The organism is Brevibacillus nigriterrae (assembly GCF_049846925.1).
Lineage (GTDB): Bacteria > Bacillota > Bacilli > Brevibacillales > Brevibacillaceae > Brevibacillus_H.
On record NZ_JBNCMT010000013.1, the window covers coordinates 38,369 to 52,956 of the forward strand.

Consider the following 14,588-nt stretch of genomic DNA (forward strand, 5'->3'; position numbering starts at 1 on the left):
GGGAGTGATTTCAGTGTTAAGTAAGCAACTGCTAGAAATTCAAAGTGTATTACAAGACAACGGCGTACTTATCAGCTTTTCCGGCAAGTTATCCCAGGATTTGATTGAAGAGTATGGGGAAGCGGTAAAAAAATATCTGGAATCTATGGAGAAGCCAAAGACAGACGTTTTTAACACATTTTCGATTTTTATCGAACAAACGCAAAATATTAACAACTATTGTTTTCGCTTCGAAGGATCACCTTTCTATGAGAAAATTGCTAATTCCAGTATTATCACGATTGGAAAAGAAGACTCCAGCAGCTTTATTTGCTGTGGCAATCTTATTTTGAATTCAGATGTAGAGCCTCTTGTTAATCGTCTGGAAGCGATTATTTTGCTTGACCAGAGTGAATTGAAAAAACACTATAAGGAGATGCTCAAAAAAGAGTTGCCTCCTGGAACAAAAAGTGCAGGACTTGGTTTGATTGATATTGCGAGGAAGTCTAGTAAAAAGCTGGAGTATCATGTCAACCAAATAGACGATAAACTATCATTCTTTACGTTAAAAGCGGTTGTTTAGGGGGGAGAAAAGTGAGTAATCTTATCATTCATGAAACCAAGAGTACACCGGGTATCTATTTTGATACACTAACGAATACGTTGCAAATCAAAGGGCAATCATACCCAGAAAATGCTTTTGCCTTTTATCAACCCGTTTTCGATTGGGTGAATGAATTTTTAGATGAGTTAAATAATTCTACGATTATTGAAATTCAACTGGCGTTCCCATACATAAACACGAGCAGCACCAAATGCCTCATGGTTTTACTTGATCGATTTGACCAGGCGTTCCAGGAAGGCAAGCAAATCAGGATTAACTGGTACGTCAATGAAGAAAACGAAAATGAACTGGAATGTGCCGAGGAATTTAAAGAAGACCTGAGCCTTCCATTTGAAATCATCGTTAGGGGAGAAGAGTAATCCCATGAAGGACGTACCCTCTAATTGGAACAAACCTGTCCTGCAAGACCGTGGTTTGAAAAAAGTGGTACTGTTCGGAAGCGCTGCCATTACATTTTCCATTCTTCTGATCGGAAGTCTGGTTTACTTTTTTACTGAAGCAGAAGTGCTGAATAAACTGAAAAGCCGTGACTTGTTGCTCATGGCACAAACGATGGGCACAAAGATAGACGGTCGGATTGAGAGAGCAAAAGAGACCTCGCTTGTACTGGCAAATGATCCTGTGCTCATCAAGTGGATTGAAAAGGGAGAACCTTACGATACGCTCAAAGAGGATGTATTTAAGAAGATCAAACAAATTGCAAACGACTATCAATACAGCAATTCTTTTGTCGTCAGTGCAGTGACAAACAACTACTGGACCCACGACAGTCTTCTTCTGAACCACATGTCGAAAACCAATCCGGATGACTCCTGGTTTTTTGAGACACTGGCTTCGGAGAAGAAGATTTCCGTTATTTTTGACTACAACGAAAAGTTGAATGACACGTATGTTTTTGTCAACGCACTTGTTGGAAAACTGGAAAAACCAATTGCGGTCACGGGTGTTGGACTAAGCCTCAAGGAGACCAATGAGGACTTCAAATCGTATAAAATCGGCGAAAGCAGCCGCATCTGGCTGATTGATCGGGAAGGAACAATTTTTTTATCCGACAACAGCTCTAACAGTGGTCACAAGATTGGTGAATATTTGCCAAAGCAGATCGCAGACCAGGTAACCCGCACCTTGGATACAGATATTCTGGAATACAATACGCCTGAGGGAGAGATCGTAGACACGATCAGTTATCCGCTCTCATCGACTGATCTTCGATTGGTCTATGCGATTGACAGAAGTGAAACGACATCGATCCTGACTTCGATTAAGTACAATACGATTTTTTCTGTACTTCTCTCGTTTGTTTCCATCGTCAGCTTTTTCTACTATGTGTCTCGCAGAATCGCCAACTCCTATAAACGGACGATGGAAATTAATGAACAGTTGGAGAGGATCGTAGAAGAGAGAACGAAGGAACTGGAAGAGCAGAACGTAAGGATTTTGGACAGTATCAGCTACGCAAAACGAATACAGGAATCGGTACTGCCGCCTAAAGAAAAGCTGGATACGCTTGTGTCGGAGCATTTTTTATTTTGGCGGCCGAGGGATACCGTTGGCGGAGACTTCTATTGGGCACATGAATCCGAGGAAGGTGTATGGATCGGACTGGGTGATTGTACAGGCCACGGGGTCCCTGGTGCCTTGATGACCATGCTAGTCATTTCAGGACTGAACCAGATCATGCAGCAAGAAAGGCCCTCAAACCCTGGAGAAGTGTTGAAAAAGCTGAACAAGATGATCAAGACAACGTTAAATAAGCAAAATCAGATGAACATCTTGGCGGATGATGGACTGGACCTCGCATTCGTTTATTTACAGGGGGATACACTCCAGTATGCGGGTGCAAAAATCCCACTGTATGCAGTACGGAATGGACAATTACAAGTAATTGCTGGTTCGAAAGCCAGCATTGGATATAGTAAGACGGCGGATCACTCGAGGTACAAGGTGACGGAACTCTCGATTTCCAAAGGAGATGTATTTTACTTGGCGACAGATGGGTTAACTGATCAGAATGGCGGTGCCAAAGGCTATTCATTTGGAAAGAAAAGATTGATTCGTTTAATCGAACAAATGAATCAGTTTCCGTTGGATTCGCAATGCCAACTAATCGCAAACGAAGTGGATCAGTTTATGGGAGAATATTCACAAAGGGATGACATAGCAGTAATTGGATTCAAAATCTAGCAGAGAGGGGGGGAGTTTCATGTTAAAGGAAAAAACAAAAGCTGACCATGTATTTCTGGAAGAAGAGCGGTTGCTACGACATGGCAAGGAGCTGCTGGCGGGGAAAGAACACAGCTCTGCTCAATTGCTCGAAGAATATAAGTACTTGTTGAAGGGCTACGAGAAGCTGCTAAAAATGACGAATAAAGTATTCAACATCAGTGATCTGCAAGGAAAGATGCTGAAGCAGCGGGAGTTAGAGATCAGGAATTTGCTGAATCACTCCGAGCAAGGCTTTCTGACGTTCGATGCAGACATGCTGGTTCACAAGCAATACAGTACAAAATGTGTCGAGCTTTTTGGCAAAAAGATCGGTGGAGCTAATTTTGTCCAACTGCTGGCGGGGAATGATCAGCGGGAAGTTACGTTTTTGACTGAATTGCTTCAGACGATTTTTACCACCAATGACCGCAAAATCAAACAGAGATGTTTTGAACAACTCCCCACCATGGTGGAATTGAATCAACGCCATGTGAAAATTCATTTTAAGGAAATTGCCGAGATAGACGGAAACCCCGACCACAGCATGATGATGGTAGTCATGACAGATGTGACGGAGCAGCTACAATCGCAAGCAAGGGTGGAGTACCTGAGCTTTCGAGATTCGCTGACTTCTCTCTACAACCGTTCATTTGCTGAATGTATTTTGCCAGAATTGACTTCTCTGGAAAACCTGCCATTAAGTATCATCATGGTTGATATGAACGGACTGAAGCTGACCAATGATGTTTTTGGGCACCAAACGGGTGATGCCATTCTCAAAAAAACAGCTGATCTGCTTTTGAACGTGACTCGGTCCGATGATTTTATCGCTCGCTGGGGCGGCGATGAGTTTCTTATCTTTCTTCCTAGTACAGACGAGGCCGAATGCCAGAAAATGATGAACCGTCTAGTGAAAGCATGCCAAAAAACGAAGCCGGACCCAATTCAGATCAGTTTGTCACTCGGGACCGCCACGATGAATGTTGGCGATGGATCGATACAGGATGTTATTACCAGAGCCGAAAAGCAGATGTACAAGGTAAAATTGATAGAAGGGCGAAGTGTTCGCGACAAGTTAATCGCCGAGATTCAATCCATTATCCGGACAAAAGGGATTGACGATAGTGAACACATTGCAAGAATCACATCAATCGCCAGGAAGTTTGCCAGTATGCTAGGCATGAAGGAATCTGCTTACGAGATGAAGCAATTAACTACTCTGGCTTCTCTCCATGATATCGGAATGGTTCGTGTTCCTACGCAATTGATTGTAAAACCAGGTAGCTATACAGCAGAAGAATGGGAGATCGTCAAAGGTCATAGTGAGCTGGGATACCGATTGGCACAAGCCATTGGGGAATTCGAGGTAGCAGAAGCCATTCTCGGTATGCATGAAAGATGGGATGGGCAGGGTTATCCGTTTGGTCTTCGGGAAACACAGATACCGTATTTGGCCCGGTTGCTCTCCATTGTTGATGTGTATGATGTGATGACACATGATCAGATATACAAAAAAGCAAAAACCAGACAAGAAGCACTTGCTGAAATTGACTCGCTCAAGGGGAAACAGTTTGACCCGGAATTGGCAGCTTTGTTTGTGCAAAACATTGAACTGCTGTTTTCGGAGTGGAAATGAAAACTAGCTGTTTGAGTACTATGAGAATCGGGGAAATAGATAGTGACATCACTTTCAGTTGCTGATGTCATTTTTTCATATCGACGAGAGTGTATCTCTTTTTAGAAGCTGAATAGACCTTGTTAAGAGATTGTTCAGAGGCAGATGATAATATCAATAGATAGGGTAAAAGAATTGGTCTGAGTAGAGAAATAACTGATTGGAATGAGAGAAATGAACTTCAAATTGATAAGATCCCTTTTCATTTTCGTTTTGATAATTCTTTTACCGTTTATCATCTGGCAGTTTAGCCCAACAGAGTCGCTGCGTGTGTGGATTTTGGACAAAACAGTTCCGAATCAGGATTATCGGGAACACAAAGGATTAATGTGGGCTTTGAATCACTATAAAGTACTGAATAAGGAAACTGGGTCCAGCTTTCGCTACGATCAGGACTACTTTGGATTTTTTCCGAAATCGGATGGCACATACCAAACAAAAGAGTTGCCTGTGAACGAAGAAAATCCAGATTTAATCTATGTAGCAGATACGTATGGCGTTTATACCGATGACTTTTTGCTGAAAAACCGTCAAGGAACCCGTTCTGAGCTGATTTATGGCGGATTGCAGGATCAGGACATCATGCGTATCAAACAGCATCTCAAAAATGGCAATACGCTAATCGCTGAATTCAATACAATGGCTTCACCTACTTCATCAGCCGCACGGAAGCAGATGGAAGACATCTTGTCCGTTCAGTGGAAAAAATGGATGGGGCGTTATTTTCAGGATTTAACTATCGGGGTTGAGGTTCCTGTTTGGCTGGTTAGTAACTACGAGAAGCAGACGGGGAAAAAATGGACTTTCACCGGTCCAGGAATTGCTTTGCTCTCGGAAGGCGATCAGGTTGTTGTCCTTGAGCAAGGAACAGATTTTGGAGCGGACAACGTCACATTCTCTTTTGAACCACCGTATTCAGATGAATTTTCGATACAATCAGCCATTCCGTACTACTACTGGTTTGAATTTATTGAGCCACAGGAAGGGTCGGAAGTGTTAGCCAACTATCACATGGATGTTACTTCATCTGGCAAGCAAAAGCTCGATGAGATTGGGCTTTCAGAGAATTTTCCAGCAATCGTACGGCAAAAGAATGCCATGTACACTTCCTATTATTTTGCCGGTGACTTTGCAGATAACGTCAAAGTACCGGACTGGTGGGAAATCTGGGGTATTGATGTGTTGAAAAAGTGGTTTGTAAAAGACCACAAAGGGGAATCTGACGCATTTTATTGGCGGGGCTATCTGCCGCTCATGAAAAAAATTCTCGCAGATATCGAGAATGCTTCCCTTACCACCCAATCACCTGCACCAGTACCGATTTATGAATCAAACGGAATCAAGCAAGTATCGAAAGTAGAAAATGGGAAAATCGCCCTGTATGACGGGAAAACATGGAAGTCAGGTTTCTGGGCCGGGATCAATCTGGGGGCGACAACACCAGGTCACTATCCGGGAGAGCTTACACCGACCCGAACTGATTATTTGCGATGGTTCAGGCAAATGCAGGAGATGAATATCAGCGTCATTCGTATTTATACAATCTTGCCTCCGGTTTTTTATGATGCTCTTGCTGAATACAACCGAGACAAATCGAAACCACTGCTCTTTTTCCAGGGCATATGGTCACCGGAAGAAGAAATGATTGGTAACGGCAATGGAAATGACGCTTACAAAGAATCGATAACCAAAAAATTTCAACAGGAAATACAAAATGCAGTCAGAGTCGTCCACGGAGATATTACCATTGCTGAAGTGCGGGGTCACGCCAGCGGTGAATATCGCACGGATGTTTCGCCGTATTTGCTAGGTTGGATTACCGGCACAGAGTGGTATCCTTACGCCGTAAAGGTGACGAATGATGCTCATAAAGGGATGCCAGCTTATCAGGGAACGTATTTTACGGCCAAACCAAATGCCTCTCCATTTGAAGGCTGGTTAGCATCCATGCTGGACGTGCTGGCCATGGAAGAGATGAAATACGGTTGGCAGCATCCGGTTTCGTTTACTAACTGGTTAACCACCGATCCGCTCAAGCATCCGAATGAACCATTGGAAAATGAAGACTTGGTGCCAGTTGATCCGATGAATATAATACCGACTAGTAAATGGTCTGCCGGGTATTTTGCCGCTTATCATGTGTATCCGTATTACCCAGACTTTTTACGCTATGAACAAAAGTATCAAGTCTATCGTGATAAAACAGGCAAAATCAACCCGTACGCTGGGTATTTGCATGATTTGCGGGCACATCACAAAGGAATTCCTCTGATTGTAGCGGAATTTGGCGTGCCGAGTTCTCGTGGAATGGCTCACTATGGTCCCATGGGACGAAATCAGGGAATGCATACCGAAAAAGAGCAAGGCGAAATGAATGCTGATATGATGCGCAGTATTTACGATGAGCAGTATGAAGGCGCTATTCTCTTTGCTTGGCAGGATGAGTGGTTCAAATTTACTTGGAACACGCTGGATCTTGAGCTTCCTGCTGATCGCAAAGCCATGTGGCGAAATCGGTTAACCAACGAGGAAAACTTCGGAGTGATTGCCGTAGAGCCTGGCAAAAATGCAGAAGAGTTGATTCATGTTGATGGCAAAGACGCGGATTGGGAAAAACGGGCGAGCAAAGCTGAACGTGCTTATCCAGGCTTCGACATGTCGATTTCTCACGATGCAGCTTATCTCTATCTGCTCTTCAACAAAAAGCAAGGTACATGGGATTTTTCCAAAGATGAGCTTACGTTGGGATTCGATACCCTGCAAGGCGGAAGCACCATTGCCGATAAGGCACCGGGGCTTCACTTCCCGTCAGGAATTGAGTTCTTGCTTCAATTAACAGGAGAGAAAAACTCACGAATTTATGTAAACAGTGCTTACGATCAGCATACATGGTTTTACAAAAAAATGATTCCGACCGATCCTAAATACAAGCAAGCGGAGCTAGGGATATTCCTTCCTTGGAAGCTGGCCTTGAACAAAGGGCTTTACTTACCTGAGACAAAGCAAAGAGTACCGTTTGAAGAGATGGAAGTAGGGATCATGAAATTTGGCAACTCGAACCCGAAAGACCCCGAATTTAATACGCTAGCCGATTGGTATACAAAGGACAATATCCTAGAGATTCGGATTCCGTGGATGCTACTTGGCTGCACCGATCCAAGCACAAAGCAGGTGTGGAAGTACCCGTATCTAGCAGGGGGAATTGAACCGGTTGAAAGCATTGGAATCCGGATTGAGCCGTTTCTCGGTCAGGCAGGGAAAGCCTTATCCTCTTCTATACCAGAGCCGCTGTTCTATCAATGGGAAAAATGGGACGAACCAATTTATCATGAACGAAAGAAACAAAGTTATGAAATTCTTCGTCAGGTGTATGAGGAACTAAATCAAAAATAAGACATGAGGATACCAATCATGAAAAACTTCACGTGTACTATTCTCGTGGTCCTTCTGTTAGTCAGTTGGGGCATTCGAGCAGATGCCTGGAAAAGCAGTACACCTCTTCAACGGGCGACCTGGCTGTGGGACGCAACATTGATTCAAAGAGAATCAAGTGCAGTCCTCTCCTTTTTGAGAGACGAAGGGATTGGTCTTTTATATCTACAGGTAGACCACAGCGTCCCTATGGAGGAGTACCGCACATTTATTAATCAAGCAACCGACCAACACATTTTGGTTTACGCACTGCAAGGAGAGCCTGATTGGGTGACATCTGAGGGGAGCGCAAAGAGCGATTCCATAATGGAATGGTTACACACCTACCAACAAACCTCCGATCAAGCGGAGCAGTTTGCAGGAATCCATTTGGATGTAGAGCCGTATCTCTTACCAAACTGGAATCATGAGCAAAAAGAGTTGGTAGAAGAATTTCAGCAATTAATTGTGGATTGGAAGGTAGAGGCTCTCAACGGAAATCTTGAATTAGGGTTGGATATCCCCTTTTGGTATGATGAGATCCGCCTGGGAAACCAGTCGCTGGCAAAATGGATCATTCAGCAGGCGGATACAGTAACCATCATGTCGTATCGGGATCATATTGAGGGACCAAACGGGGTTTTGCGAATCACCCAAAAAGAGCGAGAATACGCTGCTCAGATTGGTAAAAAACTGTATCTTGCCCTAGAAACAAAACCATCTTCAGAGGCAAATTACATCTCATTTAAGTCCTATTCGGCCTTGAAGCAAGCTGTCAGCGAGCTGGAGCAAAAGGCTAGTGGTGTAGAAGGAATCGGCATTCATCACTATACTTCGTTTCGTAAGCTCAAAGAAAAAATGATAAAGAGAGAAAATAATCGCATTCGATGACGAAAAGGATGAGAGAAATTGGAGGGGAAACTATGAGCAAAGAGCGGATTGCCATTCTTGTTACAAAGGATGATTCTCTTGCCTCCTTTGTAATAGCAGGACTGGGTCAGCTAGGTTGCACAGTCCTGGTCACGGAGTCGCCGCAGCGGGTTATTCGCTCGTGCTCATCCAACCTTTTAAGGCCGGATTTGGTAATTGTAGATGAAAAGAATTATCCAAAGCCGAATCAGGATTGGACACAATTGTTTCAATCAGTTCAAAAGGCTGGTATACCCAAGATCCTACTGACAAACAGGATTGGCAGCTTTAGTGAATGGGATGCAGTCTATGACCGGTATTTGATAAATCCCTTATGGAAAAATCAATGTCTGGATCTGATGAATCGAGAACTTGATGCAAGGGAAATGACCTCGCGTCCTATTTGGCGAGCAGCCACTGTTGTTTATATAAAGATTACGGACTATGGAGAGACTCAACAACAACAAATACATACCCGATTAATGGGGTATATAGAGGAACATTTTCCTGAGGGAATTGTCTATCACGAAAATGAGGATGAGTATTATCTGATCATTTCACCTGACTCTGTGCAGGAAGCTTGCAGTCAGATCGAACATATATTTATGAAAGATTGCCGATTCACATTAAAAGCAGTGGAAATCAGTTCACGAGATAATATGTTTACCATCATGCGCAAACTCTTCCATGATGTCTATTCCAATTCCTCTGCAATCCTGACGGAAGAAGTAGCTGCAACAATGGAGATAGCAGAAATAGTAGAAACAACAGAAGCGACAGTAGAAAATGTAGAAACAATTGATACAAGTGAATACAAACTAAAGCTGTTTCTCGGCATTATTGATGACGATCCGATTGTGAGAAAGATGTTGGGAGAACATTTTGCCGTTATGCCTGATATCGAGATCAAGACATTTCGCGAGGGAGAAAGCTTTTTGCTAGATGCATGGCACCAGCAGAACGGTCATTTTTTGCTGATCATTGATGGGAACATGCCTCGGATTGATGGTTATGAAGTCGTTTATCGCTTGCGAAAAGAATACGATTGGAACAAGTACCGGATTCTCATGCTGACAGGTAGAAAAAGTGAACAGGATATCGTCCGTGCCTTTGAGCTTGGAGTAGATGACTATTTGACCAAGCCGTTCAAACTGAGTGAACTGGATGCGAGAGTGAAGCGCTACATCCAGAGGTGGGACCGATGACGAAAGAAGTAATCTGGATCATGTGGCTGTGTGCGGGCATGTTTGCTGTCTTGCTTTGCTTTTATATATATCTGGTTATCCAGAAAGCGCTAGAGATCCGCTACCTGAAGAAATTTCAAGAACGCCGAATAGTGATAGAGCCATTGCTGGAACGTTTTTTGAGCGAAGAGAGTGATTTATCAGCGCTTAATAACCTCTCCAAACTAGATTTGCACGTGCTAAAAGAGCTTCTGCAAAACTACAACCAGTTATTTGGAGATATCGCTTTTCAACAAAGAGTCAGGAAAATTGCCCTACAAAAACTGACCGAACTGTTTTCTCAATCATTGCGATCCTATCGTTTCTCTGTTCGTCTCAATACCTTGTATGCAATAGAGGAATTTCGCATGGAGAATTTGCTGCCGGAGCTGAAGGTGAAGCTGGATGCGGGCAAACTGGATCAAGCCGAGCGATTCCAGATTTATCGAATACTCGCAGTTTTAGATGATCCAGATCTATTTCACTATTTGACAGAACAATTGACCGATTTCTTTCCAGATTATCTGTATCGTGAATTATTAATCAAACTGGGTGATGAGAGATTCTCTGAATATGTGGACAGGCTGTCTTCTTTGCATAAAAACTTGCGGTATGCCGTCATAGACATCATTGGCATCAAGGCCGATCTCTTCTATCTTCCCATATTGGAGAGTATCGTCCAATCCGAAGAGAAAGAGCTGCGCATCCGTGCGATGAAGGCGATTGCTAGAATAGGGTACATGGAAGATAAACAGACGATAGCAGCCAAGGCAGGATCTGAGTCTTGGGAGGAGCGAATGATGGCAGCCAAAGTAATGGGAATTGTAAGATGGAGTGGATTTTTGCCGTGCTTGCAAAATCTGATGAGCGACTCGTCGTGGTGGGTTCGAACTGCTTCTGCCCAATCCATTCTTCACTATCCCGGGGGAACAGGCCTTTTGCAGATGATTGCGAATAGTAACGAGGATCGATATGCCCGGGATATGGCCAGGGAATGGTTGGAGGCGATGTAATGGATTTGGTTATCTCACTTTTGCGGTCGATCTATGAAATCGTTAGTTTTCTGGTCATTTGCTATGTGTTTTTCACTTTTGTTTTTTACTTGCTGCTCTTTTTATTGTCGACAATCCAATTAAGGAAGCTGTACGGACTCGAGGAAAAAATGCCCTATCAGGAATTGCTGGAGTCGCAGTTTACTTCACCGGTCTCCATTCTGGTTCCAGCCTACAACGAAGAAGTGGGCATCATTCCGAGTATCCGATCCCTGCTCTCGGTCAACTATCCTGCCTTTGAAATTATCATCATTAATGATGGATCAAAGGATCGTACACTGGAAAAAGTAATTGACGTGTTTCGCATGAAAAAAATAAACAAAGCGATTCGAAAGCGAATTGAAACTGAAGAGATAAACGGTGTTTATATTTCAGATATCTACCCCAATCTGTTTCTACTGGACAAACAAAATGGGGGAAAAGCGGACGCACTGAACGCAGGAATTAATCTGGCGACTTACCCGTTTTTTTGCTCACTGGATGGAGATTCTGTGTTGGAGCGGGATGCGTTTCTCAAAGTGATGAAGCCGATCATTGATTCAGACGGCGGAGTAATCGCATCGGGTGGTTCCATTCGAATTGCCAACGGCTGTCTGATCGAGCGAGGCGAGGTCATTCAGGTAGGGCTTCCGAAAAACAAGCTTGCTATCATGCAAGTCATAGAGTATATGCGTGCCTTTCTGATGGGGAGAATTGCACTCAGCAGACATAACCTCCTTTTAATCATTTCGGGTGCTTTTGGTGTCTTTCACAAGGAGACCGTTATCCAGGTCGGAGGATATTCCCGAAATACAGTGGGCGAGGATATGGAGTTGGTCGTAAGGCTGCACAAATATGTGAAAGACAACAAGAAAAAAGGCAGCATCATTTATGTACCTGACCCTGTTTGCTGGACTGAGGCACCGGAAGATTTGGCAACGTTGCGTAAACAGCGCTCAAGATGGCATCGCGGGCTGATTGAGAGCCTGTGGACACATAAATCCATGTTTCTCAATCCCAAATACGGAAGGGTTGGTGTCGTTTCACTGCCATACTTCGTATTTATCGAAATGCTGGGCCCAATTATTGAAGTTCTGGGCTATCTCAGCCTGCTGATGGGGTATTTTTTAGGGGAAGTGTACGTGCCGTTTGCCTTGTCACTAATGCTGTTTAGCTTGTTGAACGGGTCTTTTTTATCGATTGGTGCTGTATTGCTAGAGGAATGGAGCCTGCGGAAATATCCCCGGATCATGGACATTACACTGCTCTGTTTTTATGCGTTGACAGAGACCTTCTGGTATCGGCCGCTCAATACGTTCTGGCGGCTTGAGGGCTTTTGGCAGTTCTTCTCGAAACAGGGAACCTGGGGGGATATGCGCCGAAAAGGAATATCCCAATAGTACCAGAAAAGGAATTATAATAAACAAAAAAGCCATCGAGGCTGACTCGGTGGCCTTTACACTATAAAATCTACTCAACAATACCTTGTTCGCTCAAGTGAGCATAAGCAGCTTTTTCCTGATCATCCTTGATTTGATACTCCAACTTGCCTTCAACCACTTTGGCACAACGTCCGCCAAAAGGCTTCAGCATTTCTTTTACTTTTGCGATAGGGACTTCATTTTTCAACGTATATAGTACTTTCATCTCAATCACCTCGATTCATATTCTAGCAGATTATGCCAGAAGAGAATAATACTATTTTGCGTCATTTTCGTAATAGCCTCAATTTTTTTCAGAATTTTGCGGAATTAGTATGAATCTTGATGTAAAATAATGGTGTTGGTTATTTTTTATGAAGCCTGCTGGAGGATACATTCTACCGGAAGTGAAAGCGCTTTCGGAATTGGTGTGTTACTCTCTTTGGCACGTGACTTGCTATTCTATTCATTCAAAAATGGATTTTGGAAGGAGAATTTCGTATGAAGAGTGCTGCCAGAAAATTTGTAAATATTACGACAAGTATTCCTGGACCGAAAGCTCAGGCACTGTTGGCAAGGAAAAATGAGAATGTCCCCCGTGGCCCCTTTAACACCATGCAGACATTTGCTGTCAAAGGAGAAGGTGCACTTCTGACTGACGTGGATGGCAATACGTTCATTGATTTTGCAGGTGCAATCGGTACACTGAATGCTGGGCATTGCCCGCCAAAAGTGGTTGAGGCGTTAAAAGAACAGTTGGATCAGTACATCCACCCATGCTACCATGTCATGATGTACGAGCCATATATTGAATTGGCTGAAAAGCTGAACCAGATTACTCCTGGGGATCATGCGAAAAAAACCTTCTTCCTGAACAGCGGAGCCGAAGCGGTGGAGAATGCGGTTAAAATTGCCCGCAAATACACCGGGCGTAAAGGAATTATCTCCTTTGAGCGTGGATTCCACGGAAGAACGCTGCTCGGCATGTCACTGACAAGTAAGGTGAAGCCATACAAGGACGGCTTTGGCCCATTCGCCCCAGATACATACAAAATCCCTTATCCCTATTACTATCGCAAGCCAGAGGAATTATCTGCGGAAAGACTGGATCAGCAGTTATTGGAAGAGTTGGAGACGTTCTTCCTGGTAGAGGCATCAGCAGAGGAAATTGCAGCGATTATTATGGAGCCAGTGCAAGGCGAGGGTGGCTTTATCGTTCCGTCCAAGACGTTTGTCCAAGGAATCAAGCGGATCTGTGAAAAATATGGAATTCTCTTCATTGCTGACGAAATTCAAACCGGCTTTGGACGTACAGGCAAGATGTTCGCTATGGAGCATTACGACGTGGTTCCTGACCTGATGACGATGTCCAAATCGATCGCAGCGGGGTTGCCAATCAGTGCGGTTACGGGTCGCAAGGAAATCATGGATGCTCCGAATCCGGGTGAAATTGGCGGAACATATGGCGGCAGTCCACTCGGATGCGTGGCAGCACTCAAAGTAATTGAAATGATGGAGGAAGACGGGCTGATTGAAAGGTCCAATGTAATTGGAAATGAAATTATCACACGCATGGAAAGACTGCAGCAAAAACATTCCTTCCTGGGTGAAGTGCGTGGACTCGGTGCAATGGTTGCTCTGGAAATCGTCAAGGATCAACACTCCAAGGCACCAGACAAAGAGCTGACGGGTCGTATTGCACAGGCATGTCACCAACGAGGATTGGTCATCTTGACCGCAGGGATTTACGGCAACGTGATTCGTATGCTTTCACCGCTCGTGATCACGGATGAGCAGCTTGCGGAAGCGTTGGATATATTTGAAGAAGTACTTCAAGATGTCAGTATCTAATTTTGCATAACAATATGATACCCAGGAGGCTGGCTAACTTGGCTGGCCTCTTTTTTGAACAATACACGTGTGTCTTATGCAAATTTGAATAATTTATGCGTTTTTGCATAATACGTCAATGACGTGCCAACAAAAGGCCATCGTATCGAAAAGTCTTCTCTCGCTCTAGTTGGCACAGTAATTGCTGAAATGAAGTAGTACAAATTTGTTTGATAAATTTGAGTGTATCTTTCGTCAATTCCTTACCGCTAAGGAGGC

At 43.8% G+C, this 14,588-nt stretch carries 11 protein-coding genes; 10 read left to right on the top strand and 1 reads right to left on the bottom strand.

From position 1 onward, the window contains the following. Nucleotides 1-13 precede the first annotated feature (13 nt). The 9 genes from ACPW7N_RS11590 to ACPW7N_RS11630 all read left to right on the top strand — a co-directional run bounded on the left by ACPW7N_RS11590 (nt 14) and on the right by ACPW7N_RS11630 (nt 12,458). The gene (locus tag ACPW7N_RS11590) at nt 14-562 is read left to right on the top strand and encodes a SiaB family protein kinase (protein WP_425651242.1); all 549 of its coding nucleotides are present in this window, start codon (nt 14-16) and stop codon (nt 560-562) included. Between the two features lie 11 nt (nt 563-573). Beyond that, on the top strand, nt 574-963 hold the full coding sequence (locus ACPW7N_RS11595) for a DUF1987 domain-containing protein (RefSeq protein WP_425651243.1): 390 nt from the start codon (nt 574-576) through the stop codon (nt 961-963). 4 nt (nt 964-967) lie between these two features. Beyond that, nucleotides 968-2,788: a SpoIIE family protein phosphatase gene (locus ACPW7N_RS11600; protein WP_425651244.1), complete on the top strand. Its 1,821-nt coding sequence runs from the start codon at nt 968-970 to the stop codon at nt 2,786-2,788. Nucleotides 2,789-2,807: 19 nt separating this feature from the next. After that, nucleotides 2,808-4,445, top strand: a complete 1,638-nt coding sequence (locus tag ACPW7N_RS11605) for a bifunctional diguanylate cyclase/phosphohydrolase (protein WP_425651245.1) — start codon at nt 2,808-2,810, stop codon at nt 4,443-4,445. A 318-nt stretch (nt 4,446-4,763) separates the two neighbouring features. Next, on the top strand, nt 4,764-7,877 hold the full coding sequence (locus ACPW7N_RS11610) for a hypothetical protein (protein ID WP_425651246.1): 3,114 nt from the start codon (nt 4,764-4,766) through the stop codon (nt 7,875-7,877). A gap of 18 nt (nt 7,878-7,895) precedes the next feature. Then, nucleotides 7,896-8,786, top strand: a complete 891-nt coding sequence (locus ACPW7N_RS11615; RefSeq protein WP_425651247.1) for a hypothetical protein — start codon at nt 7,896-7,898, stop codon at nt 8,784-8,786. A gap of 32 nt (nt 8,787-8,818) precedes the next feature. After that, on the top strand, nt 8,819-10,009 hold the full coding sequence (locus ACPW7N_RS11620; protein ID WP_425651248.1) for a response regulator: 1,191 nt from the start codon (nt 8,819-8,821) through the stop codon (nt 10,007-10,009). Next, entirely contained in the window at nt 10,006-11,040 is a 1,035-nt protein-coding gene (locus tag ACPW7N_RS11625) for a HEAT repeat domain-containing protein (RefSeq protein WP_425651249.1), read from the top strand. Before ACPW7N_RS11620 ends, ACPW7N_RS11625 begins: the two co-directional genes overlap by 4 nt. Further along, nucleotides 11,040-12,458 carry a glycosyltransferase family 2 protein gene (locus ACPW7N_RS11630; RefSeq protein ID WP_425651250.1) on the top strand — a complete coding sequence of 473 codons (1,419 nt, stop codon included), beginning with the start codon at nt 11,040-11,042 and terminating at the stop codon, nt 12,456-12,458. Before ACPW7N_RS11625 ends, ACPW7N_RS11630 begins: the two co-directional genes overlap by 1 nt. 70 nt (nt 12,459-12,528) lie before the next feature. Here ACPW7N_RS11630 and ACPW7N_RS11635 read toward each other — a convergent pair whose 3' ends face one another. Next, complete coding sequence (locus ACPW7N_RS11635) at nt 12,529-12,705, bottom strand: hypothetical protein (protein WP_425651251.1); 177 nt, start codon at nt 12,703-12,705, stop codon at nt 12,529-12,531. 275 nt (nt 12,706-12,980) lie between these two features. Here ACPW7N_RS11635 and gabT point away from each other — a divergent pair, with 275 nt between their 5' ends. Then, nucleotides 12,981-14,330, top strand: coding sequence for a 4-aminobutyrate--2-oxoglutarate transaminase (gabT, locus tag ACPW7N_RS11640; RefSeq protein ID WP_425651252.1), 1,350 nt, complete (start codon nt 12,981-12,983; stop codon nt 14,328-14,330). Nucleotides 14,331-14,588: the final 258 nt, after the last annotated feature.